15 protein-coding genes are annotated in these 15,093 nt (G+C 71.4%); 11 read left to right on the top strand and 4 right to left on the bottom strand.

The features are described 5' to 3' along the window. Position 1: 1 nt before the first annotated feature. The 9 genes from GGE06_RS18745 to GGE06_RS18705 all read left to right on the top strand — a co-directional run bounded on the left by GGE06_RS18745 (position 2) and on the right by GGE06_RS18705 (position 11,377). Positions 2 to 1,000 carry a methionine synthase gene (locus GGE06_RS18745; protein ID WP_116158711.1) on the top strand — a complete coding sequence of 333 codons (999 nt, stop codon included), beginning with the start codon at positions 2 to 4 and terminating at the stop codon, positions 998 to 1,000. Positions 1,001 to 1,015: 15 nt separating this feature from the next. Beyond that, the gene (ligA, locus tag GGE06_RS18740; protein WP_116158710.1) at positions 1,016 to 3,196 is read left to right on the top strand and encodes an NAD-dependent DNA ligase LigA; all 2,181 of its coding nucleotides are present in this window, start codon (positions 1,016 to 1,018) and stop codon (positions 3,194 to 3,196) included. Positions 3,197 to 3,512: 316 nt separating this feature from the next. After that, entirely contained in the window at positions 3,513 to 5,627 is a 2,115-nt protein-coding gene (locus GGE06_RS18735; protein ID WP_116158709.1) for a putative bifunctional diguanylate cyclase/phosphodiesterase, read from the top strand. A 104-nt stretch (positions 5,628 to 5,731) separates the two neighbouring features. Beyond that, the gene (gene gatC / locus GGE06_RS18730) at positions 5,732 to 6,028 is read left to right on the top strand and encodes an Asp-tRNA(Asn)/Glu-tRNA(Gln) amidotransferase subunit GatC (protein WP_015036350.1); all 297 of its coding nucleotides are present in this window, start codon (positions 5,732 to 5,734) and stop codon (positions 6,026 to 6,028) included. Positions 6,029 to 6,034: 6 nt separating this feature from the next. Continuing rightward, positions 6,035 to 7,534 (top strand): Asp-tRNA(Asn)/Glu-tRNA(Gln) amidotransferase subunit GatA, encoded by a 1,500-nt coding sequence (gene gatA / locus GGE06_RS18725; protein WP_030693797.1) that lies wholly within the window; start codon positions 6,035 to 6,037, stop codon positions 7,532 to 7,534. Further along, positions 7,531 to 7,779 (top strand): hypothetical protein, encoded by a 249-nt coding sequence (locus GGE06_RS18720; protein WP_078908511.1) that lies wholly within the window; start codon positions 7,531 to 7,533, stop codon positions 7,777 to 7,779. The genes gatA and GGE06_RS18720 overlap by 4 nt, the downstream gene beginning before the upstream one ends. A 15-nt stretch (positions 7,780 to 7,794) precedes the next feature. Then, complete coding sequence (gene gatB / locus GGE06_RS18715) at positions 7,795 to 9,306, top strand: Asp-tRNA(Asn)/Glu-tRNA(Gln) amidotransferase subunit GatB (RefSeq protein ID WP_116158708.1); 1,512 nt, start codon at positions 7,795 to 7,797, stop codon at positions 9,304 to 9,306. Positions 9,307 to 9,464: 158 nt separating this feature from the next. Beyond that, positions 9,465 to 10,745 (top strand): AAA family ATPase, encoded by a 1,281-nt coding sequence (locus GGE06_RS18710; RefSeq protein WP_184931305.1) that lies wholly within the window; start codon positions 9,465 to 9,467, stop codon positions 10,743 to 10,745. Further along, positions 10,742 to 11,377, top strand: coding sequence for a hypothetical protein (locus GGE06_RS18705; protein WP_147321064.1), 636 nt, complete (start codon positions 10,742 to 10,744; stop codon positions 11,375 to 11,377). Before GGE06_RS18710 ends, GGE06_RS18705 begins: the two co-directional genes overlap by 4 nt. A gap of 3 nt (positions 11,378 to 11,380) precedes the next feature. Here GGE06_RS18705 and GGE06_RS18700 read toward each other — a convergent pair whose 3' ends face one another. After that, positions 11,381 to 11,626 carry a DUF397 domain-containing protein gene (locus tag GGE06_RS18700; RefSeq protein WP_184931304.1) on the bottom strand — a complete coding sequence of 82 codons (246 nt, stop codon included), beginning with the start codon at positions 11,624 to 11,626 and terminating at the stop codon, positions 11,381 to 11,383. Then, positions 11,623 to 12,450 (bottom strand): helix-turn-helix domain-containing protein, encoded by an 828-nt coding sequence (locus GGE06_RS18695; protein WP_184931303.1) that lies wholly within the window; start codon positions 12,448 to 12,450, stop codon positions 11,623 to 11,625. Before GGE06_RS18695 ends, GGE06_RS18700 begins: the two co-directional genes overlap by 4 nt. Positions 12,451 to 12,563: 113 nt before the next feature. Between GGE06_RS18695 and GGE06_RS18690 the strand changes: the two genes are divergently transcribed. Continuing rightward, complete coding sequence (locus tag GGE06_RS18690; protein WP_184931302.1) at positions 12,564 to 12,962, top strand: ATP-binding protein; 399 nt, start codon at positions 12,564 to 12,566, stop codon at positions 12,960 to 12,962. Here the strand turns inward: GGE06_RS18690 and GGE06_RS18685 are convergent. Continuing rightward, positions 12,959 to 13,306 carry a hypothetical protein gene (locus tag GGE06_RS18685; RefSeq protein WP_116158703.1) on the bottom strand — a complete coding sequence of 116 codons (348 nt, stop codon included), beginning with the start codon at positions 13,304 to 13,306 and terminating at the stop codon, positions 12,959 to 12,961. The two genes, GGE06_RS18690 and GGE06_RS18685, sit on opposite strands and share 4 nt — an antisense overlap. Beyond that, complete coding sequence (locus tag GGE06_RS18680) at positions 13,296 to 13,835, bottom strand: DUF6232 family protein (RefSeq protein WP_116158702.1); 540 nt, start codon at positions 13,833 to 13,835, stop codon at positions 13,296 to 13,298. Before GGE06_RS18680 ends, GGE06_RS18685 begins: the two co-directional genes overlap by 11 nt. 162 nt (positions 13,836 to 13,997) lie before the next feature. Between GGE06_RS18680 and GGE06_RS18675 the strand changes: the two genes are divergently transcribed. Beyond that, positions 13,998 to 14,936: a hypothetical protein gene (locus tag GGE06_RS18675; protein ID WP_184931301.1), complete on the top strand. Its 939-nt coding sequence runs from the start codon at positions 13,998 to 14,000 to the stop codon at positions 14,934 to 14,936. Positions 14,937 to 15,093: the final 157 nt, after the last annotated feature.

Genomic DNA, 15,093 nt, shown 5'->3' with positions numbered 1-15,093 from the left:
CATGGACGAGATCAAGCTCTGGGGGCCGGCCACCGGCGTCGGCTCCCTGCCCGGCGGCGACGCGCGCGAGGCGGCGAAGACGGCCACCGGGTCCTTCGAGGACTTCCCGTTCCTTCCCGAGCTGCCCGCGCGCGGGCCCGGCGCCGACATGATCGGCCGGACGATCGGCATGCTCGTCGACCTGTACGCGCACGTGGAGCCGAGCGGCTGGCGGATCAGCGACCGGCCCGGCCGCGACACCAAGCGGGCCCGCTCCTGGCTCGGCGAGGACCTGGACGCCCTGGAGGAGTTCACCCAGGGGTACGAGGGTCCGCTCAAGGTCCAGGCCGTCGGCCCGTGGACGCTCGCCGCGGCCCTGGAGCTGCGCGGCGGCGAGGCCGCCCTCGGCGACGCGGGCGCGTGCCGCGACCTGGCCGGCTCGCTCGCCGAGGGCCTCCACACGCACCTCGCGGAGCTGAAGAAGCGCGTTCCGGGGGCCCGCCCGGTCCTCCAGCTCGACGAGCCCTCGCTCATCGCCGTGCTGCGCGGGCAGATCCGTACCGCCAGCGGCTACCGCACCCACCGGGCCGTGGACCGGCAGGTCGTGGAGAGCGCCCTGCGGGACGTCATGGCCGTCCACGACGGGCCGGTGATCGTCCACTCCTGCGCGCCCGACGTGCCGTTCGCGCTGCTGCGCCGCGTCGGGGCCGCGGGCATCTCGTTCGATTTCTCGCTCCTCACCGAACGTGACGAGGAGTCGATCGGCGAGGCCGTGGAGGCCGGGACGAAGCTCTTCGCCGGTGTGGTGCCGTCCACTGACACCGCGTTGTCGGACCCGGGCGGTAGCGTCATGGGTGTCAGGACGCTGTGGCGCAGGCTGGGGCTGAATCCGGGGACTCTCGCGGAGTCCGTCGTGGTCACGCCCTCGTGCGGTCTCGCGGGTGCTTCGCCCGCTTATGCCCGGGCGGCGCTCGCCCATTGCGTCAGAGCGGCACGGTCGCTCGCGGACAACCCTGAGTAACGGGAGGACGAAACGGTGGCAGTCGAACAGGGGGCCCTGCCCGCCGAGGCACGGGAGAAGCACGCCGAGCTGGCCGAGCAGGTCGAGGAGCACCGCTTCCGGTACTACGTGAAGGACCAGCCGGTCATCAGCGACGGCGAGTTCGACAAGCTCCTGCGCGCGCTCGAAGCGCTGGAGGAGGAGTACCCGGAGCTGCGGACTCCGGACTCGCCGACCCAGAAGGTCGCCGGGCAGTACGCGACCGAGTTCACCGCAGTCGAGCACCGGGAGCGCATGCTCTCCCTGGACAACGCCTTCGACGACGAGGAGCTCGCCACCTGGGCCGAGCGGGTCGCGCGGGACGTCGGCAGCCCCGACTACCACTACCTGTGCGAGCTGAAGGTCGACGGCCTCGCGGTCAACCTCACCTACGAGCACGGGCGGCTGACCCGCGCCGCCACCCGCGGCGACGGCCGCACCGGCGAGGACATCACGCCCAACGTCCGGACGATCGCCGACATCCCCGAGCGGCTGCGCGGCGAGCGCATCCCGGAGCTCGTGGAGATCCGCGGCGAGGTCTACTTCCCGATGGAGGGCTTCGAGGCGCTCAACGCCCGCCTGGTCGAGGCCGGCGACAAGCCCTTCGCCAACCCGCGGAACGCGGCCGCCGGTTCGCTGCGGCAGAAGGACCCGAAGGTCACCGCCTCCCGCCCGCTCCACATGGTCGTCCACGGCATCGGCGCCCGCGAGGGCTTCGAGATCTCGCGGCTCTCGGAGACGTACGAGCTGCTGCGCGAGTGGGGCCTGCCCACCGCCCGGCACAACAAGGTCGTGGACTCGCTCGCCGGTGTGCGGGAGTTCATCGCGTACTTCGGGGAGAACCGTCACTCCGTCGAGCACGAGATCGACGGGGTCGTCGTCAAGCTCGACGAGATCCCGCTCCAGGGCCGGCTGGGCTCCACGGCGCGCGCCCCGCGCTGGGCGATCGCCTGGAAGTACGCGCCGGAGGAGGTCAACACCAAGCTGGTCGACATCAAGGTCGGCGTCGGCCGCACCGGCCGCGTCACCCCGTACGCCCAGGTCGAGCCGGTGACGGTGGCCGGCTCCGAGGTCGAGTTCGCCACCCTCCACAACCAGGAGGTCGTGAAGGCCAAGGGCGTGCTGATCGGCGACACGGTCGTGCTGCGCAAGGCCGGCGACGTGATCCCCGAGATCCTCGGGCCGGTCGCCGACCTGCGGGACGGCACCGAGCGGGAGTTCGTGATGCCCGCCGAGTGCCCGGAGTGCGGGACGCCGCTGAAGGCGATGAAGGAGGGCGACATCGACCTCCGCTGCCCGAACGCCCGGACGTGCCCGGCCCAGCTGCGTGAACGTCTCTTCTTCCTCGCCGGACGGCAGTGCCTCGACATCGAGAACTTCGGCGCCGTGGCCGCCGCCGCCCTGACCCAGCCCCTGGAGCCGGCCGAGCCGCCGCTCAAGGACGAGGGCGACCTCTTCGACCTCACCATCGAACAGCTCCTGCCGATCAGGGCGTACGTCCTCGATGCGGCCAGCGGGCTGCCGAAGCGCGACCCGAAGACCGGCGAGGAGAAGATCGTCACGGTCTTCGCCAACCAGAAGGGCGAGCCGAAGAAGAACGCGCTCGCGATGCTGGAGAACATCGCGGCGGCGAAGACCCGTCCGCTGGCCCGCTTCATCAACGGGCTCTCCATCCGGCACGTGGGGCCGGTCGCGGCCGAGGCGCTGGCCCGTGAGTTCCGCTCCCTGGAGCGGATCGAGCAGGCGAGCGAGGGGGAGCTGGCGGCCGTCGACGGCGTCGGCGGGATCATCGCGGCCGCCGTGAAGCAGTGGTTCTCCGAGGAGTGGCACCGCGAGATCGTGCGCAAGTGGCGCGCCGCCGGGGTCGCCCTGGAGGACGAGGGCGCCGGGGAGGACGAGGGCCCGCGTCCGCTGGAGGGCCTCACCGTCGTGGTGACCGGCACCCTGGAGAAGTTCACCAGGGATGGCGCAAAAGAATCGCTCCAGGCGCTCGGAGCGAAGGTGACCGGTTCCGTTTCGAAGAAGACCAGCTTCGTGGTGGTCGGTGAAAACCCTGGTTCGAAGTACGACAAGGCGATGCAGCTGAAGGTTCCGGTTCTGGACGAGGAGGGCTTCTCCGTCCTGCTCGAACAGGGGCCCGACGCAGCTCGGGAGGCCGCGGTACCCGTCGCCGAGTAACCTCCCGGCACAGCGCGGAAGCTCACCCGTTCGGCGCATACCAGATCGTTAGGGGTGGGCTGGTCGCATTCGGGCAAGAGAGGGAGAGCGCTGCCCGTCGGAGCCCTCGGCGGCCTAGTGTGGTGACCGTGCGTCCAGTCCTGCACGCCCATGCGAGGGCTCTGCCGGTCATGGCGTCAGGACATCGGCCCGTGGTACCAGGAGCGGCCGCCCGACAGCGGCCGCACGACGGACGACGTACGGCCGGACGACGGACGGCCGCGTCACCGCGGCCCATCGCACACCGACGGCACCGCCGCCTGTGAGAGGGACGGGAATGGAACCGACCGAGAGCGCCGCCCCGGTCCCACGGCCGCACGGCCGTGTGGTCCCCCTGGGCTTCCCCTCCCGGCTGCCCGCAGCCGTGGTGGGCATCGCCGCCGTCGTGCTCGCCGTCGGGCTCCAGCGAGCCCTGAGCGCCGGCCACGGACTCTTCCCCGGCGGCGCCGCCGGCTGGTCCCTCGCCGTCCTCACCGGCCTCATCGTCGGCCACCTGGTCGCCCTGGGCCGGGACCGCTGGTGGGGCGGCACCGGCTCCGGCGCCGCCCTCACCCTCGCCGTCCTCCTGCTGTACGGCTGGGTGCCCGCCGGACTCGTCTCGCTGACCGTCGTCGCCCTCGTCGGCGCCGCCCGCCGGCACCGCTGGCGCCAGAGCCTCCTGCACGCCGCCGCCGACATCCTCGGGGTCGGCGCCGCCGCCCTCGCCCTCGCCGCCTTCGGGGACGTACCGACCGTCGACCAGCCCTGGCAACCGCTCGACTGGACCATCGGGGACGTCCCGGAAGTCGTCCTCGCCGCGGGCCTCTACCTCGTGGTCACCCGCCTCCTCCTGTGGTACACGCTCGCCCCCCAGGGTCGCGGCCTGCCCACCATGGCCCGCACCGCCCTCCTCAGGCAGGGGCTCGTCGCCGTCGCCCTGCTCGGCATCGCCCCCCTCATCTGCGTCGTCGCCGCCACCCGGCCGATCGTCCTGCCGCTCTTCGCCGTCCCCCTCATCGCCCTCGACTCCACCCTCTGGATCGCCCGAGCCCGCGCCGAGGAGCAGCTCCGCGACCCGCTCACCGGGCTCCCCAACCGCCAGTGGCTCCTGGAGCGGGCCTGGACCGCCCTGGAGGAGGCCGAGGGCGAAGGCGTCCGCGCCGCCCTCGTCCTGATCGACCTCGACCGCTTCCGCTCGGTCAACGACACCCTCGGGCACCTCGCCGGCGACCGGCTGCTCCTCCAGATCGCCGAACGGCTCCGCCTCGCCCTGCCCCGCGGCGCCGAGGCCGCCCGGCTCGGCGGCGACGAGTTCGCCGTCCTGCTGCCCACCGCCGACTCCACCACCAGCGCCCAGCGCGTCGCCCGCCACCTCGTCGCCGAGCTGTCCTCCCCGCTCGACCTGGACGGGCTCACCCTCGTCCTGGAGGCCAGCGCCGGCGTCGCCGTCTTCCCCGACCACGCCCTCGACGCCGAAGGCCTGCTGCGCCGCGCCGACGTCGCCATGTACCAGGCCAAGCGCGACCGCACCGGCGTCGAGGTCTACGAGTCCAAGCGCGACTCCAACACCCCCGACCGGCTCGGCCTCCTCGGCGACCTCCGCCGCGCCCTCGACGCCGGCGAGGTCGAACTCCACTACCAGCCCAAGGTCCGCTTCGACGGCCAGGTCGCCGGCCTGGAGGCGCTCGTCCGCTGGGTCCACCCCGAGCGCGGCAAGGTCCCGCCGGACGAGTTCATCGCCATCGCCGAGTCCTCCGGCCTGATGCCGCACCTCACCGAGTACGTCCTGGAGACCGCGCTCGCCCAGGTCGCCCGCTGGCGCGCCCAGGGCCTCAACGTCCCGGTCGCCGTCAACGTCTCGCCGCGCGACGTCCACACCCCCGGCTTCGCCGGCGCCGTCGCCGCCCGGCTCGCCCGCCACGGCGTCCCGGCCGGATCCCTCCAGCTGGAGATAACGGAGCACGTGCTCCTGGAGGACCCCCAGCGGGCCGCCGACACGCTGAACGGCCTCACCGGCCACGGCGTGAAGATGTCCCTCGACGACTTCGGCACCGGCTACTCCTCCCTCGTCCATCTGCGCCGGCTGCCCGTCAGCGAACTGAAGATCGACCGCTCGTTCGTGGCGCGGCTCGCCGTCGACACCGAGGACGCCGAGATCGTCCGCTGCACCGTCGACCTCGCCCACTCCCTCGGCCTCCTCGTCGTCGCCGAGGGCGTCGAGGACGACGAGACCTGGGAGCGCCTGCGGGACCTGGGCTGCGACGCCGTCCAGGGCTGGCTGGTCGCCGCCGCGATGCCGCCCGGCGAGGCCACCGCCTGGCTCCTGGCCCGCGGCGAGCACGGCTGGCGCCGCCCCGCCGACATCGCCGCCGAGGTCGACCTGGACCACCCTTCGGGCCAGGTCGTGCAGTGACCCGCCCCTGACTCACCCCCTCAGGGGGCAAACCGTTTAACGGGCAGCGGCACCGGCGCCATAGGATGGTCCAACACCATCAAGCTCACCCCGTGAGGATCCGCATGCCTGGCATCACGCGCGAGGAGGTCGCCCACCTCGCACGGCTGGCGCGTCTGGAGCTGAAGGGCGAAGAACTCGATCACTTCGCCGGCCAGCTCGACGACATCATCGGCGCGGTCGCCCGCGTCTCCGAGGTCGCCGACCAAGACGTACCGCCGACCTCCCACCCGCTGCCGCTGACCAATGTCATGCGCGCGGACGAGGTCCGTCCGTCGCTCACCCCCGAGCAGGCGCTCTCCGGCGCCCCGGCCCAGGAGCAGCAGCGTTTCAAGGTGCCGCAGATCCTGGGGGAGGACTAAGAAGTCATGACGGACAACACCATCATCAAGCTCACCGCGGCCGAGATCGCCGGGAAGATCGCCGCCGGCGAGCTGACCGCCGTCGAGGTCACCGAGGCCCACCTCGCCCGCATCGAGGCCGTCGACGAGAAGGTCCACGCCTTCCTGCACGTCGACCGCGAGGGCGCCCTCGCGCAGGCCCGCGCCGTCGACGAGAAGCGCGCCCGCGGCGAGAAGCTCGGCCCGCTCGCCGGTGTGCCGCTCGCGCTCAAGGACATCTTCACCACCGTCGGCATGCCGACGACCGTGGGCTCGAAGATCCTCGAGGGCTGGATCCCGCCGTACGACGCGACCCTGGTCAAGAACCTGAAGGCCGCCGACGTCGTCATCCTCGGCAAGACCAACATGGACGAGTTCGCGATGGGCTCCTCCACGGAGAACAGCGCCTACGGCCCCACCGGCAACCCCTGGGACCTCACCCGGATCCCCGGCGGCTCCGGCGGCGGCTCCTCGGCCGCCCTCGCCGCGTACGAGGCCCCGCTCGCCATCGGCACGGACACCGGCGGCTCCATCCGCCAGCCCGCCGCCGTCACCGGCACCGTCGGCGTCAAGCCGACCTACGGCGGCGTCTCCCGCTTCGGCATGGTCGCCTTCTCGTCCTCCCTCGACCAGGGCGGCCCCTGCGCCCGTACGGTCCTGGACGCGGCCCTCCTCCACGAGGCGATCGCCGGGCACGACCCGCTCGACTCGACCTCCATCGACGCCCCGGTCCCGCCGGTCGTCGAGGCCGCGCGCAACGGCTCGGTGGCCGGCATGCGCGTCGGTGTCGTCAAGCAGTTCCGCGGCGAGGGCTACCAGGCCGGCGTCGTGCAGCGCTTCGACGAGTCCGTCGAGCTGCTGAAGTCGCTGGGTGCCGAGATCGTCGAGCTGGACTGCCCGACCTTCGACCTCGCCCTTTCGGCGTACTACCTGATCGCGCCGTCGGAGTGCTCCTCCAACCTGGCCCGCTTCGACGCCATGCGCTACGGCCTGCGGGTCGGCGACGACGGCACGCGGTCCGCCGAGGACGTCACCGCCCTCACCCGTGAGGCCGGCTTCGGCGACGAGGTCAAGCGCCGCATCATCCTCGGTACGTACGCGCTGAGCTCCGGCTACTACGACGCCTACTACGGCTCGGCGCAGAAGGTCCGCACCCTCATCACCCGCGAGTTCGAGAAGGCCTTCGAGGAGGTGGACGTCATCGTCTCCCCGACGACCCCCACCACCGCCTTCCCGATCGGCGAGCGCGCCGACGACCCGATGGCGATGTACCTCGCGGACCTGTGCACCATCCCGACCAACCTGGCCGGCAACGCCGCCATGTCGCTGCCCTGCGGCCTCGCGCCCGAGGACGGTCTGCCGGTCGGCCTGCAGATCATCGCCCCCGCCATGAAGGACGACCGGCTGTACAAGGTCGGCGCCGCCGTCGAGGCCGCCTTCGTGGAAAAGTGGGGTCACCCGCTGCTCGAGGAGGCTCCGTCGCTGTGAGTTCCACCAGTGCACTGCAGAAGGCCAAGGGCTTCAAGAAGTCCAAGACCGGTACGTACCTCTCCATGGGTACCACCGCGTTCGGCGCCATCGCTGTGACGAAGCAGATCAAGAAGGCCCGCGCCGAGCACGACACGCTCAAGCTCGTCGACGCCGTCGTGTCCGCCGCCGCCATCGTCACCGGCCTCGCCATCCTGTACCGCGAGCTGAAGCGGCTCGGCGACGACGACGTCCTGCTGGGCTGAGAGGGAAGTTCCACCGTGACTGTCACTGAACTGCTGTCGTACGAAGCGGCGCTCGCCGAGTACGACCCCGTCATGGGCCTGGAGGTCCATGTCGAGCTCGGCACCAAGACGAAGATGTTCTGCGGCTGCTCGACCGAGCTGGGCGCCGAGCCCAACTCGCAGACCTGCCCGACCTGCCTCGGCCTGCCCGGCTCCCTGCCGGTGGTCAACGCGATCGGCGTCGAGTCCGCGATCAAGATCGGCCTCGCGCTGAACTGCGAGATCGCCGAGTGGTGCCGCTTCGCCCGGAAGAACTACTTCTATCCGGACATGCCGAAGAACTTCCAGACCTCCCAGTACGACGAGCCGATCGCCTTCAACGGCTACCTGGACGTCCAGCTGGAGGACGGCGAGGTCTTCCGCGTGGAGATCGAGCGCGCCCACATGGAGGAGGACACCGGCAAGTCCACCCACATCGGTGGCGCGACCGGCCGCATCCACGGCGCCTCGCACTCGCTGCTCGACTACAACCGGGCCGGCATCCCGCTCATCGAGATCGTCACCAAGCCGATCGAGGGCGCGGGCGAGCGGGCCCCCGAGGTCGCCAAGGCGTACGTCGCCGAGCTGCGCGAGCTGATCCGTGCCCTGGGCGTCTCCGAGGCGCGCATGGACAAGGGCCAGATGCGCTGCGACGTGAACCTGTCGCTGCGCCGCAACGGCACGAAGGCCTTCGGCACCCGCTCGGAGACGAAGAACGTCAACTCGCTCCGCTCCGTGGAGCGCGCGGCGCGCTTCGAGATCCAGCGCCACGCGGCCGTCCTCGCCTCCGGCGGGACGATCATCCAGGAGACCCGTCACTTCCACGAGGACGACGGCTCCACCACCTCCGGCCGCATCAAGGACAACGCCGAGGACTACCGGTACTTCCCGGAGCCCGACCTCGTCCCCGTCGCCCCGGCCCGCGAGTGGGTCGAGGAGCTGCGCGCCGGTCTGCCCGAGCTGCCGCGCGTGCGCCGCAACCGGCTCCGCGAGGAGTGGGCCGTCTCCGAGCAGGAGATGCAGTCCATCCTCAACGCGGGCGCGGTCGACGCGATCGTCGCCACCACCGAGGCGGGCGCCGACGCGGCGTCGGCCCGCAAGTGGTGGATGGGCGAGCTCGCCCGCAACGCCAACGAGAAGGGCGTCTCCCTGGAGGAGCTGCCCATCACGCCGGCGGACGTGGCCCGGGTGTCGGCCCTGGTCGCCTCCGGCGACCTGAACGACAAGCTGGCCCGCCAGGTCATCGAGGGCGTCCTCGCCGGCGAGGGCACCCCGGACGAGGTCGTCGAGAAGCGCGGCCTGAAGGTCGTCTCCGACGACAGCGCGCTCGGCGCGGCGGTCGACGAGGCCATCGCGGGCAACGCGGGCATCGCCGACAAGATCCGCGGCGGCAAGGTCGCGGCGGTCGGCGCCCTGGTCGGCGCGGTCATGAAGGCCACCCGTGGCCAGGCGGACGCGGCGAAGGTCAAGGACCTGATCCTGGAGAAGCTGGGCGTCAGCGAGGGCTGATCCTCTTCTCGTACGCGCATCACAGCGGCCCCGCACCGGAGTTCCGGTGCGGGGCCGTTCGCCGTCGTACGGTGTGCGTCCACGTGGCCGGGGGAGCCGTCGGCGTTAGGGTGAGGGGCCGGTGCAGGCGCGCGGAGACACGAGGAGCAGAGCCCAGGATGATCACCCAGATCCGGATCGACGGCTTCAAGTCGTTCCGCCGCTTCAGCCTCGACGTGCCGCCGACGCTGATCATGCTGGGTGCGAACGGGGCGGGGAAGTCGAACCTCTTCGACGCCCTCCGGCTCGTCGCGGGAACCGCGGACCGCGGCTTCCAGGAGACGGTCCGCAAGGACCGGCGACTGGCGCCCGTCGACCTGTTCCACCGGAGCAAGGGGGAGGAGCGCCGGGAACTGACCATCACGGTCGGATCGCTGGTGGCGACCGCCTACGGGCCGCTGCCGCTGCGGATCCGGATCAGCGTGGTGCGTCTCGGGACGGGCCGGGTGGTACTCGGGCGCAACTGCGGTGTCTGGGTCAGCAGGCTCGATCAGACCGACTGGATGGACGGCGTCGGCCTGGACGAGGAACAGCGGAGTGCCGTGGCGCGGGCACGCGCGGAGTTCGTCGAGCACGAGAGCGAGTTCGTGCCCTTCCACGGGCCCTTGGGCAGCCCGCTGTCCATCGAGGACGAGGAGTCCGTCCGGTCCGACGGCAACGACGCCCTCTTCGAGGAACCGGGCACGGAACTGCGGTTGCTGGCCGCGCGGGAATGCGCGTCGTGGGCGCCCTTCCTCCTCGAACCGGAGGCGCTGCGCCGACCGTCCCCCGCCTTCGTCCACGGCCGGCTTGACTCGGACGGCGGGAACCTGGCCGAGGTGCTCCACCGCATCGAGGAGCGTCCGCCGCTCTGGCGCCGGTTCGTCGCGGACATGGCCGCGCTCGTCGAAGGAGTCGAGGACGTACGGGTCGTCTACGACGAGCGGCGCCAGGAGTTCGACTTCGAGGTGCACTTCAGCAACACGGGGTGGTTGTCGCCGCCCACCCTGTCGGACGGCACGCTGCGCATGGCGGCCCTGCTCGCGATGGCCGCCGACCCGGCCTGGCCCGGCGGGATGTGCGTCGAGGAGATCGAGAACGGGATGAACCCCGAGCGCGTCGCCGACCTCGTGCGCCGGCTGCGGCGCGGTACCGGGGTGATGCCGAAGGCGTCCGCGTACCGGCAGCTCATCGCCACGACCCACTCGCCGGCCCTCCTCGGCGCGCTCAAGCACGACCTGTCCGGCAGCCTCGTCTTCCTGGAGCAGGCGGACCGGGTCGATCCGGCCGACGGGACGATCTCCCGAGCGACCGTGGCCCGGCCGCTGCGGGCCTTCGACCCGGAGCGGGAGCCGGGCGAGAGCGTGTCTCCCGAGCAGGTGGAGCGACTGCTGCGGAAGCTGAACAGGGGCGGGGAATGAGGACGTTGCTGCCGGGTCTGCTCGTCGAGGGCAGTGACGGGCCCTATCTGAAGAGCCTCGTCGAGCGACAGCTCGACGAGCTCGTGCTCGCGGGCAGCTCGCAGACGGTGGACGTCCTCCGCTGCGAGGTCTCCCCGGTCCGGTCCAACGACCGGCCGGATCTCGTCCTGGCGGCGGCCGAGGAGCTCGCGGCCGACTGCGACATCGTCTTCGTCCACGGAGACCAGGACGCCGTGGAGGCCCGCCACAAGCTGGTCGCCGCGCTGGAGAAGCGGAGGGCCGCCGCCCCGCGCGCCGGGGTGTCCGTCCCGCTCGTGCCCGTCCTGATGACCGAGTCCTGGATGCTGGCCGACCGGAAGGCCCTGCAATCGGTGGTGGGCGAACTCGCGGACTACCCGTATCCCGGGCCCTCGGCGGTGGAGAAGCGGGTGGCGCTCAAGGGCGGCAAGGACAGGCTGGCCCCCAAGGAGGTCTGGAAGGCCCTGTTGGGGAGCGACGGGCCCGAGGTGCTGCACGACAGCGCGGAACTGCTCGTGCGCCGTACGGACCTCGCCGTGCTCGCGCAGGTGCCCTCGTACCGGACGTGGTGCGAGGACACCGAACGAGCCCTGCGCGAGCGGCGCTTCCTGTAGGGCCTAGGAGGCCGCCTCGGCGACGAAGTCGCCCCAGGCGGCGGGGGAGACGGTGAAGACGGGGCCGGCCTCGCCGAGCTTGGAGTCCCGGACGTGGACGGCGGCGGGGTGGGCGGCCACCTCGACGCAGTTGCCGCCCTCGTCGCCGCTGTAGCTCGACTTGCGCCAGTCGTAGGCGACTTCGAGGCAGTTCCCACCCTCGCTGCCGCTGTAGCTGGACTTGAACCACGAAAGTGCTGCTGCGCTCATGTCACTCCTGCCAGACGTTCCAGCAGGCCCATGGTGTCCTCGGGCGTCAGGGCCTGTGACCGCAGCATTCCATACTTGGCCTGGAGGATGCCGACCTCGTCGGGGTCGTCGATGAGGAAGCTGACCCGCTGCCCCTCGATGTAGGCGACGTGTTCGTGGTCGGGTGTTTCGATGAGTACCAGGGGCCCATTGAGTCCCGCGTGCTTCGTCCGCGCCTTCGGGATGATCTGGAGTCCGAGGAAGGGGAGTTCAGCCATCTCGCGCAGGTGGAGGATCTGCCCCCGCAGCACTTCCCGCCCGCCGATCGGCCTTTCCAGGACGGATTCGTCCAGGAGGAAGGACATCATCGGCGGCCATGGCTTCTGCTTGAAGATCCCCTGGCGATCGAGCCGGTCGAGCATCCGGTCCTCCGCCTCCTGGGGAGTGATCGGCGGGTACAGGCAGTCGAAGACCGCGCGGGCGTATTCGGGAGTCTGGAGCAGACCGGGGACCACCGCGTTCTCGTACGAGCAGATGCTGAGCGCCTGCGCCTCCAAGTCGATGAACTCCTGGACGAACGCCGGGTACCGCTCCTTCTTCGGCGCCTTCCCGACCGCCACCGCCAGCGCGCCGCCCGTGTTCAGGATGCCGTCCAGCTCACCCGCGAGTCCGAGCCGCAGCGCCCTCCGCCCCTGCTCGATCGAGCCCAGCGTCTCCAGGGCCACGCACGCCTGCGTGGCCAACTGGGGCTGGGTCAGGCCCGCTTGCTTCCGGTAAAGGGCCAGAAGGGCGCCGACCACTTCCCATGAGGGGACCTTCTTCCTGGAGTTCGTGCCGCGTTGCATGAGCGGTGCCTTCCCCGGTCCGTACGTACTCGACGCGTTCCGGACCCGTACAAAGAATTTGTACGGCTCGATGCCCTGGGGCGCGTGGGGCGCGAGGCGCCACCGTGATCGCCATGAGCGACCAACTCCCCCTGTTCCGCGAGGCCTTCTACCGTCGCGAGCGCCGTTCCGTCCCCCTCGCCCGCGACTTCGCCCGCAAGGCGCTGGCCGACTGGGGGCTGGACGCACGCGCGGACGACGTACTGGTGTGCGTGAGTGAGCTCGCGACCAACGCCCTCCTGCACGGCGTCCCGCCCGGTCGCGGTTACCGCCTGCACCTCTACCTGGAGCGCCCCGGCCCGCTCCGTATCGAGGTGCACGACAGTGGAGACGGCACCCCGGCCGTCCGCGAGCCCTCGGAGGAGTCCGGCCGTGGCCTCCTCCTCGTCGACGCCCTGGCCGACCGCTGGGGTGTGGGCGCGCGTAACCCCGGCAAGATCGTCTGGTGCGAGTTCGCCGGTTCGTGTCTCTAGCCGGCGAGCAGCGCGAGCAGCCGGCGGACCGCCTCCGCCACCGGGACGCCGACCTCGCCGACGAGGGCGGCGACGCCGGAGACGGTGCCGAGGGCCCGGCGGAAGGCACCGGGCGGTGCCTCGTCGCCCTGGCGGATCGTTTCCAGGGAGGTGTCGAGGACTTCGCGGTCCTCGGCGGACACCTGGCCCCTGAGGGTCTCGATCGCGCGGATCACGGCCTCGTAGACGGCCTGCGGGTCCTGCGCGCCGTGCTGGTGGAACTCGATGCGGCCGACGGCCCCGTCGCCGGTCGCGTGGTAGAAGTCGCGCATGTTGCCGATGTGGAAGTCGCCGTTACCGGTCACTGCCCATCCTCCCCACGCTGCCCGCACCGGACGCGTTGTAGAAGTCCCGCATGCTGCCGATGTTGTAGGTGGTCATCTGCTTGACGAAGCCGGGGAACGCGGGGTCGTCGATGGCCCGCATGATGTCGCGCACGAGCTCGTGCACCTCGTTGCGGTCCACGCTGGCCAGCACCGTGCGCGGGTTTCCCGAGGTCTCGATGACCAGCGCGTAGTACGTCCTCGTGACCAGGACGACGATCAGCTGGAGGAGGAAGGCCGCCCCGAGCACGCTCGCGGTGACGGTCACCCCCTGGGTGATCAGTTCCCGGTCGCTGTCCGTCACCTCGCCGGACCGGGCGACGGCGAGCCCGCCGACCGCCAGGAGCGCCGTGATCAGCACGTACTTCAGGAAGCGCCCCACGGCCCGCGCCCGTGGGGGTTTGATCCTGACCGTCGTCGCCCGGGCGATGTTCTGCAGGGGATACGCCTCGGCGCCGATCCAGAGCACCCGCTTGCTGACTCTGACCGTGATGACCTTGCGTCTGGCCATACGACTTCCCCTCATGCCGCGCCGTGGCCGTGCGTCGCGCTCAGGATGCTCGCGAACCCCACCCGCCAAACAAGGGAAAACCGCGATGACGCCCCGCGCCGCCATGTGAGAGGCTCCGCTCCGCTCTGTCGATCCCTGGCAGGGCAGGGGAGGGAACAGAACATGTCGGTGGAACCCACGGATTACGTCGCCCGGTTGCGCGCGCAGGCGAGCGATCCCGGACGCGAGGAGGCGCTGCGGCGGGACAGGGCGGTACGGCGGCGCAAGATCGCGCTCGCGGCCGGTGCCGGGGTGCTGCTGCTCGGCGGGTTCGGGTACTGGCTGACCGACGTGACGGGGGAGCGGCCGCCGTACGAGCCGTACGCCGCGCGGACGGTCAGCGAGGAGCTCTGGCCCCTGGAATGGCCGTACTCGGTCGACATGCCGTTCCGGAACTCGCCCGCGTCCGGCTGGGCGGAGGGGGCCGACGGGATCCACGTCCCCGAGGCCGTGCCGTCCGGCGGGCTCACCGCGAAGGACGTGACCGCCGCACTGGACGGCGTGAAGACCCTGCTCGTCGCGACCAACCTCTCGGAGGACACCCTGGCCGGTGCCGAGCCCACGGCGGCGCTCGCCCTGCTCGATCCGCGTGGAGTCGACGACGCCGTACGCAAGGACATGGTCACCCGCTTCGACCCCGAAGAGGTGTACCTGCACAGGACCACCGGCATCAGGACGCGCGGCGCGATGACCTACGAGGTCTCGGCGGCGGGGGAGCTGGTCGTCCACGCCGACTACACCTTCGTCTATCCGCTCGTCCGGGCCGACCTCCGCCACGAGATCGTCCCCGGCCTCGCCGAGGCGGCACGGATCGCCGTACGACGCCAGATGGCGTTCACGGCGAGGGGCGGGAAGCTCGTGCTCGGCGACTACGCGAGCGAGGTCGCCAACCACGACTGCTCGGCGCCGAAGGACGGGGTCCTCCACCCGCTCTTCGCCGAGGGGCGGTGGAAGGCGGGCCGGGCGGCCGAGGGGGCGCAGGTCGCCATGGCCGACCTGTACGACGAGAAGCGGGTCCTGCCGCCCGGCCCCGGCCACTGCGTCGTCCCGACCGGGACCTGACGCCCCACCAGGCGACGGCGGTCGCGCGGATCGCCGTCGTGGTCTGACGGACGTTCACCACCGCGCCGCCGTCGGGCCGCCTTTCGGTCACCCGGTCTCATTACCGTCCCCGGCGAACCACCCAATGGCTCGAAGGCGAACCATTGGTCGTCGACTG

Source organism: Streptomyces nymphaeiformis (assembly GCF_014203895.1).
Classification (GTDB): Bacteria; Actinomycetota; Actinomycetes; order Streptomycetales; family Streptomycetaceae; genus Streptomyces; species Streptomyces nymphaeiformis.
The sequence above is the reverse complement of the archived record's forward strand: the minus strand, read 5'-3'. Positions and strand labels throughout refer to the sequence as shown.